Origin of the sequence: Hydrogenophaga sp. (genome assembly GCF_031426985.1) — a bacterium.
Lineage (GTDB): Bacteria > Pseudomonadota > Gammaproteobacteria > Burkholderiales > Burkholderiaceae_C > Hydrogenophaga.
In genome coordinates, this window is sequence record NZ_JASJOY010000091.1 from 32,998 (window position 1) to 48,667 (window position 15,670).

The window sequence follows — 15,670 nt, forward strand, 5'->3', positions numbered from 1 at the left end:
GCGCAAATCCTTTTCAGGCCATCCTCTGGCATCGGCTCATGCGGCGCAAACTTGACCCTGGGCGCAGGGCAGACCGGGGGTGTTGCACCACTCGCTCCAGCTGCCGGGGTACAGGGCCGTGCGCCCCAGGCCGGCCAGTTCCATGGCCAGCAGGTTGGGCACGGCGCTCACGCCGCTGCCGCAGTGGTGCGTGACGCTGGCCGGGTCGCGGCCGGCCAGCAGGTCTTCGAATTCGGCGCGCAGCTGTGCCGCGGGCTTGAAGCGGCCGTCGGGCCCCAGGTTGTCGGCGAACGGGCGGTTGAGGGCGCCCGGAATGTGCCCGGCCACCGGGTCCAGCGGCTCGACCTCGCCGCGAAAGCGCGGTGCACCGCGCGCGTCGATCAGTGTCTGGCCGGGTGTGCCCAGCCGGCGGGCGATGCCGCGGGTGTCGGCGGTGGCGGCCACGGACGGCTGCAGCACGAAGCTTCCGGTGGCGGCGGTCGCCGGTTCCTCACCGCAGGCGACCGGCGCGCCGGCCGCCTGCCAGGCCTGAAAGCCGCCGTCGAGCACGGCCACGGCGTCGTGCCCACACCACTTGAGCATCCACCACAGGCGGCCGCAGTAGTTCACACCCTGGCGGTCGTACACCACCACCTGCTGGCCGGCGTTCAGGCCGGCGGCGGCCAGCCAGGCGGCAAAAGCCTCGCGCGTGGGCAGCGGGTGGCGCCCGCCGCTGCTGCGGGGCGCGCCGTCGTGTGCGCAGAGGTCGTGGTCCAGGTGCACGTGGCGCGCGCCCGGGATGTGGGCCTGCCGGTGCTGTTCGGGGCCGGCGTCGGGGTTCATCAGGTCGAAGCTGCAGTCGAACACCAGCGGCGGGGCATCCCCGGTCATCAGTGTCTGCAGCTGGGGGACGGATATGAGCAGTGGGTACATGCGGCGCATTGTGCGGGAGGCCCCCGGTGCCCCCAATACAGCAAAGGTTTTCACCCGTGACGCAGTGCACCCGGCGCCGGCCGGTGTGCGGGTGTTCAGTGCTCTTCGGCCGGCGCGTTGGGCACGGCGCGGGCGCGCAGCCAGGTCGCGGTGATGCCGCTGGCGATGATCAGGGCCATGCCCAGCCAGCCGATCAGGGGCATGCGGTCGCCGAACACCACGATGCCCAGCACACCGGCGAACACGATGCCCGAGTACTGCAGGTTGGCCACCACCAGGGTGGCGCCGCTGGCGTAGGCGCGTGTCATGCACAGCTGGCCGCCCAGCGCCAACAGGCCGATGGGCAGCAGCCACAGGGCGGCCGGCCAGGTCCAGGGCGAGGCGCCCACGAAGACCATGCCCAGCAGCCCGGCCAGCACGGCGCCGATGGAGAAATAGAACACGGTGCGGGTCTCGGGCTCACCCGCACGCGCCAGCGACGCCACCTGCAGGTAGGCCAGCGCGGCGAACAGCCCCGAGAACAGGCCCACGATGGCGCCGATCAGCTGGTCGGGCGCCAGTGTGGGGCGCAGCATCATGGCCACGCCGGCAAAGCCGGCCAGCACCGTGAGGAACAGCGGCCCTTGCTGGCGCATGGGCGCGCCCCGCCCCTGCATGAGCAGCGCGCCGCCGAGCAGGAAGGTGGCGATCCAGACGCTGCTCATGTAGTTGAGCGTCATGGCCGTGGCCAGCGGCAGCACGGCGATCGCGTAGAACCAGGCGGTGAGCGAAATGGTGCCGACCAGGCTGCGCCAGACGTGCATCATGGGCACGGCGGTGCGCAGCGAAATGCCCCGGGCGCGTGTGAAGCCGATCAGGAAGATCACGCCCACCAGGCCGCGGTAGGTGACGATCTCGAAACTGTTGAAGTGCACCGAAGCGAACTTGATGCACACCCCCATGGTCGCGAAAAACAGCGACGCCAGCAGCATCCACAGGGCTTGCATCAATTGACTTTCAGATGGGATGTGGTCGGTGAGATGTTTTCATCCCAGGGGTGCCGCGGAACGGGCTTTGCCCGGCCGCTGGCGCCGCCCCTTGGGGGGTGACGCCGCAGGCGGCGCGGGGGAATTCCATCAACGCGGCGCAGGGGGGAACTTGTTCCGGTACCACTCGTGGAAGTGCTGCATGCCGTCTTCCATCGGGCTCTGGTACGGGCCGACTTCGCTGACGCCGCGCATCTGCAGCGCCTTGCGGCCGGCGTCCATGCGCTCGGCGATCTCGTCGTCTTCGATGCAGGTCTCCATGTAGGCGGCGCGCTGCGCCTGCATGAACTCGGGCTCGAAGGCGGCGATGTCTTCGGGGTAATAGAACTCCACCATGTTCAGTGTCTTGTCGACGCTGATCGGGTGCAGGGTCGAGACGGTCAGCACATGCGGGTACCACTCGACCATGATGTGCGGGTAGTAGGTCAGCCAGACCGCGCCCTGCGCCGGCAGCTCGCCGTTGCGGTACTGCATCAGCACCTCGTGCCACTTCTGGTACGTCGGGCTGCCCGACTTGAGCAGGTTCTGGATGCCCACCGTCTGCACCGAGTACTCGGGCTTGAACTCCCATTCCAGGTCATCGCAGGTCACGAAGTTGCCCAGACCGGGGTGGAAGGGCTCGACGTGGTAATCCTCCAGATAGACCTCGATGAAGGTCTTCCAGTTGTAGTCGCAGGTGTGCAGTTCCACATGGCCCAGCACCATGCCCTCGAAGCTCAGCGTGGACGCCGGGCCCATGCCGGCCAGGTCGGCGGCGATGTCGCGGCCGTTGTCCTCGAACAGCAGGCCGTTCCACTCGCGCAGCGGGTAGCGCTGCAGGTCGGCGCAGGGGTCGTGGGCAAAGTGCGGCGCACCCAGCAGGTTGCCGAGCTGGCTGTTGGCGGTCTGGCCGCCCGAATAGGTCCAGCGGTGCAGCGGGCAGACGATCTGGCCGCCGCTGTGGCCCTTGGCGTTGTGGCCCAGGTTGCCGCGGCCCTTGAGCATCACGGCCTGGCGGTGGCGGCAGATGTTGGAGACCAGCTCCACCCCGTTGGCGGTGCGCACCAGCGCCCGGCCTTCACCCTCATGCGGCAGGGCGTAATAGTCGCCCAGCTCGGGCACCGCGTTGGCATGCCCCACGTAGCGGGGCCCGCGTTGAAAGATCGTGTCAAGTTCCCTGCGGAACAAGGCCTCGTCGAAGTAGCTGGAAACCGGAAGTTGGCTTTCGGCCTGCTGGAGTTGAAGACTCAAATCAGACATGGTGGTCTTGACCTAAAGACTCCCCCTATGAAGGGGCAGGGTGAAGCGCTTGAACGAGTGAACGATCTGCGCGGGAAGGGTGGAAGTGCTGCGTCCCTCCGGGTGTGTGAGACCCGTCAGTTGAACAAGAAAAAAAGAGGCCGGATTGTACCCGGGGGGTGGCATGTGGGGGCGCCGCGGCATTCTCCCTGCGGGCCGGCGGGTGTGCGCTGCGCAGAGAGGGGCCGGCTAAAATCCCAGGTTCGTCCAGACGGGGCGGCCGCCCCACACCCGAACCCTGCATGACCTCATCACCTCCAGCCAAAGCCCCTCGCGCCCGCACCGGCGCCGAGGTCGCGCCCAGTTACGAAGCCGCCCTGCAGGAACTGGAGCAACTGGTGGCCCAGCTGGACGCTGGCCAGCTGCCGCTGGACCAGCTGCTGGTGCGCTACCAGCGCGGCGCCGAGCTGCTGGCGTTCTGCCGGGCCCGCCTGGAGGCGGTGGAGAACCAGATCAAGGTGCTCGAAGCCGGCGAACTCAAACCCTGGGACGGCGCATGAGCGACGTGCAGGACCGTTCCCAAGCCAGCTCGCGCCGCAGCCCGGAGGGCGTAGGTACACCCGTGGGCGCGGTCGACTTTGCCGCCTGGCGTGCGGCGCAACAAGCCGTGATCGAACAGGCCCTGTCGGCCTGGGTCCGTTCGGACGCACCGGCCGGCCTCGGTGAAGCCATGCGCTACGCCGTGCTCGACGGCGGCAAGCGCCTGCGCCCGCTGCTGGCGCTGGCCGCCTGCGAGGCGGTGGGGGGCCAGGCTGCGGTGGCCCTGCGCGTGGGCTGTGCCCTGGAACTGATCCACGCCTATTCGCTGGTGCACGACGACATGCCCTGCATGGACAACGACGTGCTGCGCCGGGGCAAACCCACCGTGCACGTTCGCTTCGGCGAAGCCCAGGCCCTGCTGGTGGGCGACGCGCTGCAGGCGCTGGCGTTTGAACTGCTGTTGCCTGGTGATGGTTCGGTGCCCGATGCGATGGCCGTGTCCCTGTGCCGCCAGCTGGCCCTGGCCGCCGGTGCCGACGGCATGGCCGGCGGCCAGGCGGTGGACCTCGCCAGTGTGGGCGTGGCGCTGGACCAGCCCGCGCTCGAAGCCATGCACCGCCTCAAGACCGGCGCCCTGCTGCAGGCCAGCGTGATGATGGGCGCCAGCACCGGCCCCCTGACGGCCGAGGCCCGCGAGCAGCTGGCCGTCTACGGCGCTGCGCTGGGCCTGGCCTTCCAGGTGGTGGACGATGTGCTGGACGTGACCGCCGATTCGGCCACGCTGGGCAAGACCGCCGGCAAGGACGCCGCCGCCGACAAACCCACTTTCGTGGCCCTGATGGGGCTGGACGCCGCCCAGGCCTATGCCGACCGCGTGCTCGACCAGGCGCACGCAGCCCTGCGCCGCAGCGGTCTGCCCCACACCGACACCCTGCACGCGCTGGCCGACTGGGTCGGCCAGCGCGCCAGCTGAACCACGGTCCCACCGCATGCCCGCCATGAGCCACCTGCTGCCCACCATCGAATCGCCGGCCGACCTGCGCCGCCTCAGCCGCGCGCAGCTGCGCCCCCTGGCCGACGAGCTGCGCCAGTACGTGCTCGACAGCGTCTCCCAGACCGGCGGGCACCTCAGCTCCAACCTGGGCACGGTCGAACTCACCGTGGCGCTGCACTACGTCTTCAACACGCCCGAAGACCGGCTGGTCTGGGACGTGGGTCACCAGACCTATCCGCACAAGATCCTGACCGGCCGGCGCGACCGCATGCACACCCTGCGCCAGCTCGGCGGGGTCAGCGGCTTCCCGCGCCGCGACGAGAGCGAGTACGACACCTTCGGCGTCGGCCACTCCTCCACCAGCATCTCGGCTGCACTGGGCATGGCGCTGGCCGCCAAGATGAAGGGCGAGAGCCGCCACGCCGTGGCCATCATCGGCGACGGTGCCATGACCGCCGGCATGGCCTTCGAGGCGCTGAACAACGCCGGCGTCGAGCACGGCCGCCTGCTGGTGGTGCTCAACGACAACGACATGTCGATCTCGCCGCCGGTGGGCGCGCTCAACCGCTACCTGGCGCAGCTCATGAGCGGCCAGTTCTACGCCGCCGCCAAGAACGTGGGCAAGACCGTGCTCAAGGGCGCGCCGCCTCTGTTCGAGCTGGCCAAGCGCCTGGAGGAACACGCCAAGGGCATGGTGGTGCCGGCCACGCTGTTCGAGAAGTTCGGCTTCAACTACGTCGGCCCCATCGACGGCCACGACCTCGATTCCCTCATCCCCACCCTGGAAAACGTGCGCCAGCTGCTCGACGCCGGCGAGGGCCCGCAGTTCCTGCACGTGGTCACCAAAAAAGGCCAGGGCTACAAGCTGGCCGAGGCCGACCCGGTGGCCTACCACGGCCCCGGCAAGTTCGACCCGGCCGTGGGTCTGGTCAAGCCGGCCACGCCGCCCAAGCCGACCTTCACTCAGGTGTTCGGGCAGTGGCTGTGCGACATGGCCGCCGTCGACCCGAAGCTGGTGGGCATCACGCCGGCCATGCGCGAAGGTTCGGGCATGGTCGAGTTCCACAAACGTTTCCCCGGCCGCTACTTCGACGTCGGCATCGCCGAACAGCACGCCGTCACCTTCGCCGCCGGCCTGGCCTGTGAAGGCCTCAAGCCGGTGGTGGCGATCTACTCCACCTTCCTGCAACGCGCCTACGACCAGCTGATCCACGACGTGGCGCTGCAGAACCTGCCCATGGTGTTTGCACTCGACCGTGCGGGCCTGGTCGGCGCCGACGGCGCCACCCACGCGGGCGCCTACGACATCGCCTACCTGCGCTGCATCCCGAACATGGCGATCGCCTGCCCGGCCGACGAGGCCGAGACGCGCCAGCTGCTGAGCACCGCGCACGCGCAGAACCACCCGGTGGCCGTGCGCTACCCGCGCGGCGCCGGCGTGGGCACCGCGGTGCCCGCCAGCCTGGACGGCCTGCCGTACGGCAAGGGCGAACTGCGCCGCCGTGGCCGGGGCGTGGCCATCCTGGCCTTCGGCTCGCTGCTGTACCCGGCGCTGGCCGCGGGCGAACCGCTGGGCGCCAGCGTGGCCAACATGCGCTGGGCCAAGCCGCTGGACCTGGACCTGCTGCGCGAGCTGGCGCAGACCCACCAGGCATTGGTGACGGTGGAAGAGGGCTGCGTGATGGGCGGCGCCGGCAGCGCCGTGCTCGAAGCCCTGCAGGCCGAGGGCCTGAACCTGCCCGTGCTCAACCTGGGGCTGTCCGACACCTTCATCGAACACGGCGACCCGGCCAAGCTGCTGGCCGCCGAAGGCCTGGACGCGGCCGGCATCGAACGCTCGGTGCGTGCGCGCTTCGCCGCGCTGCTCGACGGCGCACCCGGACTCAAAGTGGTGGCCTGAGCGGCACAAGCTGCTCATGTCGCTCGGCCTCGCCGGGCTTTTTTCACGCCGCCTGCGCACGCCGCCCTGGTGTCGGCGTGAAGAAATTTCAACGCCTGTGTGACGCTATTTTCAGATGCGCGCTCGCAAGCTTGCAGGAGGCTGAAGGCTGCCGCAGCAGGCGCCATCCGCAAGGGAAAACCCGCAGGGTGGCTGAGGGTAACGCCTTCCTACAATGGCCCGGACTGTCGCAAGTCCCCGTTCCTGCCCGGAGCGGGTGTGAAGAACCAACCACGGAGTCATACAACATGGATCGTCGTTCCCTCATCAAGCATGCCGGCATTGCCGGCGTGCTGGCCGCCGGTGCCGCGCCAGCGGTGCACGCGCAGGCCGCCATCCGCTGGCGCCTGGCGTCCAGCTTCCCCAAGGCGCTGGACACCATTTATGGCGCTGCCGAAGTGTTCGCCCAGAAGGTCAATGCCATGTCGGGTGGCAAGTTCACCGTGTCGGTCCACCCGGGTGGTGAACTGATGCCTCCGTTCGGTGTGGTCGATGGCGTGCAGCAAGGCACGGTCGAAATGGCCCACACGGCGCCGTACTACTTCTTCGGCAAAAACGATGTGTTCGCCATCGGCACCGCCATCCCCTTCGGCCTGAACAGCCGCCAGCTGACCGCGTGGTTCTACGACGGCAACGGCATGAAGCTGATGCGCGAGTTCTACGACCAGTACAACATCGTCAACTTCCCGGGCGGCAACACCGGTGCCCAGATGGGCGGCTGGTACCGCAAGGAAATCAAGACCACGGCCGACATCAAGGGCCTGAAGATGCGCATCGGCGGCTTCGCCGGCAAGGTGCTGACCCGCATGGGCGGTGTGCCGCAGAACATCCCCGGTGGCGAGATCTACCAGGCGCTGGAAAAGGGCACCATCGACGCCACCGAATGGGTCGGTCCGTACGACGACGAGAAGCTGGGCTTCTACAAAGTTGCCAAGAACTACTACTACCCTGGCTGGTGGGAAGGCGGCGCCCAGCTGGACTTCTTCATCAACAAGGCCGCGTTCAACGCGCTGTCGAAGGAAAACCAGGCCATCGTCGAGGCTGCTGCTTCGTACGCCCACACCGAAATGCAGGCCCGCTACGACGCGCGCAACCCGGCCGCCCTCAAGCGCCTGGTGGCCAACGGCGCCAAGGTCCTGCCTTTCCCCAAGGCTGTGATGGACCTGGCCTTCAAGGAGTCGATGGCGTTGTACGCCGAACTCAACGACAGCAACCCCGCCTGGAAGAAGATCTACGGCGACTACTCGGCTTTCCGCAAGGACGCCAACCTGTGGGCCCGGTTCACCGAGTCCACCTTCGACCGCTACATGCAGTCGGCCAAGCTGTAATCGGTTCACCGATTGCGTCAGCGAAGAGCCCCGCGACCGCGGGGTTTTTTTCGCAGCAGGCTGACGGGCACACCCGCCCGTCAGCGCGCTTTCAGCCCTGGGCGCGGGTCTTCGCTAGACTGCCGCCCGGTATCGCCGATACCCATCATCCGTGGGGTTCCACCATGTCTTTCCTGCTCAAACTCTCCCGTCTCATCGACGCACTGACCAACCGCATCGGCCAGCTGGCCATGTGGTTCGTGCTCGCCACCACACTCATCAGCGCCGGCAACGCCATCGTGCGCAAGATCTTTGACACCAGCTCCAACGCGTTCCTGGAAATCCAGTGGTACCTGTTTGCCGCGGTCTTCATGCTCGGCAGCGGCTACGCCTTCCTGCGCAACGCCCATGTGCGCATCGACTTTCTCTCATCAAAATTCAGCGCCCGTGGCCGCAACTGGGTGGACGTCGGTGGCATCGTGGTGTTCGTTTTTCCGCTGTGCTACATGATGGCCACGCTGGGTTGGCCGCTGTTCATGAACGCGCTGAATTCGGGCGAAATGTCGTCCAACGCCGGTGGCCTGATCCGCTGGCCGGTCTTTGCCCTGATCCCCGCAGGTTTTGCCCTGCTGGCGCTGCAGAGCTTGAGTGAACTCATCAAGCGCATCGCCTTCCTCACCGGCAACGGCCCCGACGTGCTCGCCCACGAAGGTCCGAGCGACGAAGAGCTCCTGGCCCAGCAACTGCTGGAAGAAGAACAGCAGCGCCTCAAGGCTGCGCAATAAAAGGAGCGCCCGATCATGGAATTCATCGCATCCAATTTCGTGCCCCTCATGTTCACCGGCTTGCTGGTGTTCCTGCTGATGGGCTTCCCCGTGGCCTTCTCGCTGGCGGCCACCGGTCTGTTCTTCGGCTTCGTTGGCATGGAGGTCGGACTCTTCCCGTCCAACCTGTTCCAGGCCCTGCCGCTGCGGGTCTTCGGCATCATGCAGAACGACACCCTGCTGGCCATCCCGTTCTTCACCTTCATGGGCATCATCCTTGAGCGCAGCCGAATGGCCGAGGACCTGCTGGAAACCGTGGCCCAGGTGTTTGGTCCGGTGCGCGGCGGTCTGGCCGTGGCCGTGATCCTGGTGGGCGCGCTGCTCGCCGCCACCACGGGCGTGGTCGCCGCCGCTGTCATCTCCATGGGCCTGATCTCGCTGCCTATCATGCTGCGCTACGGCTACAACCGCACCATCGCCACCGGCACCATCACCGCCTCGGGCACGCTGGCACAGGCCATTCCGCCCTCGCTGGTGCTGATCGTGCTGGCCGACCAGCTGGGCCGTTCGGTGGGCGACATGTACGCCGGCGGTCTGCTGCCCGGCCTGATGCTGGTGGGCCTGTACCTGGCCTTCATTGCCGCCGTGGCGATCATCAAGCCCGACTGGGTGCCGGCGCTGCCGCAGGAAGCCCGCATCTACCGTGAGGAAAACGGCGCCAGCGGCCACCGTTCGCTGCTGGCCCTGCTGGCCATCTGTGGCGTGGCGGGCTACATCTGGTCGCAAAACCACAACGCCATCATCGGCCCCATGATCGGCCGCGAGATGCCGGCCGCCGGCGATGAGGTGGTCATCCTGTCCATCACCGTGGCTTCGCTGCTGGCCCTGGCCCTGGCCATCGTCAACCGTGTCACGCGGATGGGGCTGCTGTCCAAGCTGGCCGAGCAGGTCACCTTTGTGCTGATCCCGCCGCTGGTGCTGATCTTCCTGGTGCTGGGCACCATCTTCCTGGGCATCGCGACACCGACCGAAGGCGGCGCCATGGGCGCGCTGGGTGCGATCATCATGGCCGCCGCGCGCCGGCGCCTGGGGGTCGACCTGATGAAGCAGGCGGCCGAGAACACCACCAAGCTGGCGATCTTTGTGCTGTCGATCCTGATCGGCTCGACGGTGTTCAGCTTCACCTTCAACGCGGCCGATGGCCACTTCTGGGTCGAGCACCTGTTCGTCCAGCTGCCCGGTGGTGCGATGGGCTTCCTGATCATCGTGAACCTGCTGGTCTTTGTGCTGGGCATGTTCATCGACTTCTTCGAGATCGCCTTCATCGTGGTGCCCATGCTGGCGCCGGTGGCCGAAAAGCTGCTGCCGCAACTGTTGCCCGAAGGTGCGCCGCCCGAGATGGCGCTGATCTGGTTCGGCATCATCCTGGCCATGAACCTGCAGACCTCTTTCCTCACGCCGCCCTTCGGTTTTGCGTTGTTCTACCTGCGCAGCGTGGCCGCGCGCAACGACTACACCGACCACGTCACCAAGCAGCGCATCCCGGCTGTCACCACGGCGCAGATCTACAAGGGCTCGATCGCCTTCATCGTTCTGCAGCTGATCATGGTGGCCGCCGTGATCGCGTACCCCACGCTGGTGACCGGCAACGTCGAGGCCTCCGTGAAGGTGGACGACGCCGCCGTGTCCGACATGCTCAACAACATGCCGGGCATGGAGGGCCAAGAGCCGAGCGCGGAAGAAACCGACCCGACCGCGGGCATGCAAGGGGCCGGCACGCAGGCCGAAGAAGCCGCCGACCCTGCCGCCGCTGCCGAGGACGATCCGATGAAGGCGCTGGAAGAAGCGGCCAAGGAAGCCAAGCCGGCCAATTGAGAGGGCTCCCGCATGCAGATCGACGTCAAGATCCTCGACCCGCGCATGGCCGCGCAGCTGCCGGCCTATGCCACCACCGGCAGCGCCGGGCTGGACCTGCGCGCCTGTCTGGATGCGCCCCTGACCCTGGCCCCCAACGCCTGGCAACTGGTGCCCACGGGGCTGGCCATCCACCTGGCCGACCCCGGCTTTGCCGCCATGATCCTGCCGCGCTCCGGGCTGGGCCACAAACACGGCATCGTGCTGGGCAACCTGGTCGGCCTGATCGACAGCGACTACCAGGGCCAGCTGATGGTCAGCGCCTGGAACCGCAGCGACGTGGCCTTCACCATCGAGCCCATGGAGCGCATCGCGCAGATGGTCATCGTGCCGGTGGTGCAGGCCACGTTCAATGTGGTGGACGACTTCGCCGCCGCCAGCGAACGCGGCGCCGGTGGCTACGGATCCACCGGCACGCGCTGATCCGCCCAGGTGGCGGTGGCAACAAAAAAAGGGCTGCTCACGCAGCCCTTTTTTTATGGGATGGAATGGCCTTCAGTGCAGGGTCGGGCGGGCGCCGGGTGCTGCATCGGTCCCGTCGTCCCCGCCATCGACCTGCATGCGGAAGAACCCCGTGCCCAGCGTGCCGCGGCCCACTTCGCTGACCTCGGCTTCGCGCACGCTGTGGACCTTGAGCTGGATGCGCAGCGCCATGCCGGCCAGGGGGTGGTTGCCATCCAGCACCACGTGATCCGGGTAGATGTCGCTGATGAAGTACAGCCGGTCCTTCGGTGCGGCCGGGTTGCACCCTTCGGGCAAGCCCTCGAAACCCATGCCTTCTTCGATGTGTTCCGGAAACAGGTGGCGTGGTTCCAGGAACAGCAGGCGGTCGTCGTAATCGCCAAAGGCGTTTTGCGGCTCCAGTTGCAGTTCCAGGGTTTCGCCGGGTTCGTGTCCCTGCAGCGCCTGCTCCAGGCTGGCCAGCAGGTCGTTGCCGCCGACCAGGAATTCGACCGGTTCGTCGAGCATGTCCAGCTCTTCACCCAGCGTGTCTTTGAGCGTCCAGGTCAGTGCCACGACGCATTGTTCCGTGATTTTCATCCGACAATTGTCCCATGACCTCCGCACCCCCCTCCAGCACCCCCAGCCCCGTCGATGCCCCGCGCCAGATGCTCGGCGGCCTCTCGCCCCAGCAGTTCATGCGCCGCTACTGGCAGAAAAAGCCGCTGCTCATCCGCAACGCCTTCCCGGGCTGCGAACCTCTGCTCACCCGCCCGCAGCTGTTCGCCCTGGCCGGCGAGGAATCGGTCGAGTCGCGCCTGATCGTGCACAAGCCCAGCGGCTGGTCGCTCAAGCACGGCCCCTTCGCGCGCACCGCCTTCCCGCCGTTCAAGCAAAAACGCTGGTCTTTGTTGGTGCAGGGCGTGGACCTGCACCTGGACGCCGCCCACGAACTGCTCAGCCGCTTCCGCTTCGTGCCCGACGCGCGGCTGGACGACCTCATGATTTCCTGGGCCAGCGACGGCGGCGGCGTGGGCCCGCACTTCGACAGCTACGACGTGTTCCTGCTGCAGGCCAGCGGCCAGCGCCTGTGGCGCATCGGCCGCCAGAAAGACCTGTCGCTCGAACCCGATGTGCCGCTCAAGATCCTGAGCCATTTCGAACCCGAGCAAGAGCACCTGCTCGGCCCCGGCGACATGCTCTACCTGCCCCCACGCTGGGCGCACGACGGCGTGGCCGTGGGCGACGACTGCATGACCTATTCCATGGGCTTTCGCGTGCCGCAGCGCGGCGGCCTGGCGGGTGAATTGCTGCAGCGCATGGCCGACGAATTCGACGATGCCACGCTCTATCGCGACCCCGACCAAGCCGCCACCGACACGCCGGCGGCCATGCCCCCTGCGCTGGAGGCGTTTGCGGCCGACGGCCTGCAGCGCCTGCTGGCGCAGCGCACCTCGTTGGCCTGTGCGCTGGGCGAGGTCATGACCGAACCCAAGCCGCGCGTGTGGTTCGAAGAGCCCGGCCACGGCTGGACGCCGGGCGCCGTGGGGCTGGACCGCCGCACCCGCATGATGTACGACGACAAGCACGTCTTCATCAACGGCGAAAGCTTCCGTGCCGGTGGTGCCGATGCCCGCCTGATGCGCGCACTGGCCGATCGCCGCGGGCTCAGTGCGCTCCAGGTGCAGCGCGCCAGCACCGACGCCCAGACCCTGCTGCAGGACTGGTTCGACGCCGGCTGGCTGCACCGTTGCGACGCCGATTGAGGGCCACGAGCCGGAGCGCCACATGACGGAACCTGTGTCATCCGATCCGCAACTGCCGGAGGGGCGTTTTGTCGGACGTCAGGCCTTTGTCGGCTTGGTGAGGCAGGCCGTCGCTTGCGCGGCGCGCGAAGGCTGGCCCAGCCTGCTGCTCAGCGACGCCGACTTCGCAGACTGGCCGCTGGGCGAACGCGAAGTGGTCGAGGCCCTCAACGCCTGGGCCGGTCGGGGGCGTCAACTGCGCCTGCTCGCGCAGGACTACGGCCCGGTGCGCCTGCAACACCCCCGCTTTGTGCAATGGCGGGTGACCTGGGCGCATCTGGTGGAGGCGCAGGTCTGGTCGGGTGCAGCCGCCGGTGAACTGCCCAGTGCCATCTGGTCACCGGGCTGGACGCTGGAGCGGCTGGACCCCTTGCGTTGCGCGGGCGTGAGCAGCTGCGATGGTGTGCGGCGCGTCGCCTTGCGCGAACGGCTGGACGCCGCCTGGCACCGGGGAGGCCCCGGATTCGCGGCCACCGTGCTGGGGCTTTGAGGGTGCAGGCTCAAGAGTTTGCTTTTTTGCAACAGTTGCTTGTGAGCAAAAGAAAAAGTGGATGAGGGTAAATACGGATGCTCCGAAAAAGATATCATCATGGGCTAGTCTGAAGACCGGAACAACTCGGTTGGTTGGACTGGATCAGCCAAGCCTGGATACACCATTCGGGTTTTTTTTTGGCTGCATCAAGATTTCGTTAGTTAGTTAGTTCGTTTTTTTACCTCACCCATTGGAATCATTGCCATGAACAAGACCCTCGTGATCGCCAGCCTGTTCGCCGCTGTTGCCCTGTCCGCCTGCGGCAAGAAGGAAGAAGCTCCCGTGGAAGCGCCTGCTGCTGCTCCCGCTGTTGAGGCGCCTGCTGCCGCTGCTTCGGCTCCTGCGGCCGTTGAGGCTGCTGCTTCTGCCGTCGGCGCAGCGGCTTCCGCCGTTGGTTCTGCTGCTGACGCCGCTGGCGCCGCTGCCGGTGCTGCTGCTGACGCCGCCAAGGCCGCTGCTGACGCTGCCAAGGCCGCTGTCAAGCCCGCTCAGTAATTTTTGCTGGGTGCCGGGCCTCGCGGCCCGGACGTGAAAAAGCCGCTGTGCAAACAGCGGCTTTTTTGTTGTCTGCTGGCCACCGATGGGCCAGCTGAAAAGGCCCCTGTGGGGTCTTTTTTTATTTCAGGTCGTCGGCTAGCACCTGCACGATGCGCTGGGCGGGGGCCGACGCGTCGGGCTGGCCCTGTGCGTCCAGCACCGACACGGTGCTGCTGTTGTCCCCAGCGGCGCGCACCAGCACGCGGTACTTGACGGGCGCGGCGCTGGTCTTGTTGCTGCTGAACAGGCGGGCGAAGAAACCCGGTTGCTCGGCCGTCTTGGTCTCGGCCACGTAGCGCACGAAGTACACACCCTGCGCGCGGTCACGGTCTTCCACCGTGAAGCCGCTGCGGTCCAGCGACAGGCCCACGCGGCGCCAGGCGCGGTCGAAACCGTCGTCCAGTTGCACCACCTGCTGGTTGTTCACCGTGGCCACGCGCGCGGTGGTCTGGGTGGGCACGTTGGCGGCGATGGCGGCCTGGGCCTGCACTTCGCTGGCGCCCAGCTTGAGCATCAGGCGGCGCAGGAACTCGTTCTCCAGCGCCGGGTCTGCCTGGCGCGGCTGCCAGATCGTCTGGTCCTTGCTGGCGCTGGAGTAGACCTCTTCCATGGCGCGGTGCGAGATGTAGATCTCGGTGCCGCCAGCGGCGTTGCGTTCCAGCCGGGTGCGGAACTTGTCGCGCTCGCCGGTGGAGTAGAGGTTTTCGAACGCCTTGCCGATGGTGCGGCGGATGATGTCTTGCGGCAGCTTGGCGCGGTTTTCGGCCCAGTCCGTCTCCATGATGCCCAGCGACTGCTGGTCGACCGTGAGCAGGAAGCCGTTGTCCTGCCAGAAGTCCTTGACCGGGATCCACAGCTTGTCGGCGGGGCGGTCCACCACCAGCCAGCGCTGGTCGCCCGAGCGCTCGATGCGCACGTCGCCCACGCGGCTGGCGGCGGTGTTCTCTGTCGCCGAACTGGCCGGCTGGGCGGTCTGGTAGCCGCTGGCGGTGACCACCGAGCCGGGCACCTGGTAGCGCGCATCGCGGCTGAGCTGGGTCAGGTCGGGGGGGATGTCCAGCGTGCTGGTCTGCTTGGCGCTCTTGTAGTCGATCTTCTCTTCCTGCAGCACGCTGCAGCCCGAGGCAAGCAAGGCCGCCGCGGCGATCAGGCCCAGGCGGGCGAAGGGGGGCAGGGTGCGGGTGTTGTGCATGAGGAAGGCTTGTCGGGTGCGTGAAGCGGTGAACGCGAAGGGGTTTCAGGCCAGCAGGCCACTGGATTGGAGCGCGCCTTCGACCAGGGGTTCCAGCGAACGGGTCATGGGGGTCAGCGGCAGGCGCATGGTTTCACCGCACAGGCCCATGCGGGCCATGGCCCACTTGAGCGGGATGGGGTTGGCTTCCACGAACAGGTTCTTGTGCACCGGCAGCAGGCGCAGCTGAATGTCCATGGCCTTGCGCACGTCGCCGGCGATGGCGGCCACACACAATTCGTGCATCAGGCGCGGCGCGATGTTGGCGGTCACGCTGATGTTGCCTTGGCCGCCGCAGAGCATGAGCGCCACGGCGGTCGGGTCGTCCCCGGAGTAGATGGCAAAGCCTTCCGGGGCTTCGCGGATCAGCCACTGCGCGCGCTCGATGTTGCCGGTGGCTTCCTTGATGCCGACGATACCGGGCACGGTCGCCAGTCGCAGCGCGGTGTCCACCGCCATGTCGGCCACGCTGCGGCCGGGCACGTTGTACAGGACGATGGGCAGGTCGCCG

At 67.3% G+C, this 15,670-nt stretch carries 16 protein-coding genes; 10 read left to right on the forward strand and 6 right to left on the reverse strand.

Going from position 1 to position 15,670, the window contains the following annotated elements:
- Positions 1–36: 36 nt before the first annotated feature.
- The 3 genes from RMP09_RS11725 to RMP09_RS11735 form a co-directional block, all read right to left on the reverse strand.
- On the reverse strand, positions 37–912 hold the full coding sequence (locus tag RMP09_RS11725; RefSeq protein ID WP_310566147.1) for a sulfurtransferase: 876 nt from the start codon (positions 910–912) through the stop codon (positions 37–39).
- A 95-nt stretch (positions 913–1,007) separates the two neighbouring features.
- Complete coding sequence (locus tag RMP09_RS11730) at positions 1,008–1,898, reverse strand: DMT family transporter (protein WP_310566148.1); 891 nt, start codon at positions 1,896–1,898, stop codon at positions 1,008–1,010.
- A 129-nt stretch (positions 1,899–2,027) separates the two neighbouring features.
- Entirely contained in the window at positions 2,028–3,176 is a 1,149-nt protein-coding gene (locus RMP09_RS11735) for an aromatic ring-hydroxylating dioxygenase subunit alpha (RefSeq protein ID WP_310566149.1), read from the reverse strand.
- 281 nt (positions 3,177–3,457) lie between these two features.
- Between RMP09_RS11735 and xseB the strand changes: the two genes are divergently transcribed.
- From xseB to dut, 7 genes are all read left to right on the forward strand, one after another.
- Positions 3,458–3,715 (forward strand): exodeoxyribonuclease VII small subunit, encoded by a 258-nt coding sequence (gene xseB, locus RMP09_RS11740; protein WP_310566150.1) that lies wholly within the window; start codon positions 3,458–3,460, stop codon positions 3,713–3,715.
- Entirely contained in the window at positions 3,712–4,668 is a 957-nt protein-coding gene (locus RMP09_RS11745) for a farnesyl diphosphate synthase (protein WP_310566151.1), read from the forward strand. Before xseB ends, RMP09_RS11745 begins: the two co-directional genes overlap by 4 nt.
- Before the next feature lie 16 nt (positions 4,669–4,684).
- The gene (gene dxs, locus RMP09_RS11750; RefSeq protein WP_310566152.1) at positions 4,685–6,589 is read left to right on the forward strand and encodes a 1-deoxy-D-xylulose-5-phosphate synthase; all 1,905 of its coding nucleotides are present in this window, start codon (positions 4,685–4,687) and stop codon (positions 6,587–6,589) included.
- 287 nt (positions 6,590–6,876) lie between these two features.
- A complete protein-coding gene (locus RMP09_RS11755) occupies positions 6,877–7,956 on the forward strand; it encodes a TRAP transporter substrate-binding protein (protein ID WP_310566153.1) in 1,080 nt (359 codons plus the stop codon).
- A gap of 164 nt (positions 7,957–8,120) precedes the next feature.
- Positions 8,121–8,720, forward strand: coding sequence for a TRAP transporter small permease subunit (locus tag RMP09_RS11760; protein WP_310566154.1), 600 nt, complete (start codon positions 8,121–8,123; stop codon positions 8,718–8,720).
- A 15-nt stretch (positions 8,721–8,735) separates the two neighbouring features.
- Positions 8,736–10,574, forward strand: coding sequence for a TRAP transporter large permease subunit (locus tag RMP09_RS11765; RefSeq protein ID WP_310566155.1), 1,839 nt, complete (start codon positions 8,736–8,738; stop codon positions 10,572–10,574).
- A gap of 12 nt (positions 10,575–10,586) precedes the next feature.
- Positions 10,587–11,036 (forward strand): dUTP diphosphatase, encoded by a 450-nt coding sequence (gene dut, locus RMP09_RS11770; RefSeq protein WP_310566156.1) that lies wholly within the window; start codon positions 10,587–10,589, stop codon positions 11,034–11,036.
- Between the two features lie 72 nt (positions 11,037–11,108).
- On the opposite strand, the gene RMP09_RS11775 is transcribed toward dut, so the two are convergent.
- Positions 11,109–11,654 (reverse strand): peptidylprolyl isomerase, encoded by a 546-nt coding sequence (locus tag RMP09_RS11775; RefSeq protein WP_310566157.1) that lies wholly within the window; start codon positions 11,652–11,654, stop codon positions 11,109–11,111.
- A 14-nt stretch (positions 11,655–11,668) separates the two neighbouring features.
- On the opposite strand from RMP09_RS11775, the gene RMP09_RS11780 reads away from it, so the two are divergent.
- From RMP09_RS11780 to RMP09_RS11790, 3 genes are all read left to right on the forward strand, one after another.
- Positions 11,669–12,820, forward strand: a complete 1,152-nt coding sequence (locus tag RMP09_RS11780) for a JmjC domain-containing protein (protein WP_310566158.1) — start codon at positions 11,669–11,671, stop codon at positions 12,818–12,820.
- Between the two features lie 22 nt (positions 12,821–12,842).
- Positions 12,843–13,349 carry a hypothetical protein gene (locus tag RMP09_RS11785; RefSeq protein ID WP_310566159.1) on the forward strand — a complete coding sequence of 169 codons (507 nt, stop codon included), beginning with the start codon at positions 12,843–12,845 and terminating at the stop codon, positions 13,347–13,349.
- A 246-nt stretch (positions 13,350–13,595) separates the two neighbouring features.
- Complete coding sequence (locus RMP09_RS11790; RefSeq protein ID WP_310566160.1) at positions 13,596–13,886, forward strand: hypothetical protein; 291 nt, start codon at positions 13,596–13,598, stop codon at positions 13,884–13,886.
- A 121-nt stretch (positions 13,887–14,007) separates the two neighbouring features.
- Here the strand turns inward: RMP09_RS11790 and bamC are convergent, their stop codons facing one another.
- Positions 14,008–15,120, reverse strand: coding sequence for an outer membrane protein assembly factor BamC (gene bamC / locus RMP09_RS11795; RefSeq protein WP_310566161.1), 1,113 nt, complete (start codon positions 15,118–15,120; stop codon positions 14,008–14,010).
- 45 nt (positions 15,121–15,165) lie between these two features.
- On the reverse strand, positions 15,166–15,670 hold a 505-nt coding region (locus RMP09_RS11800), incomplete at its 5' end, for a dihydrodipicolinate synthase family protein (RefSeq protein WP_310566162.1).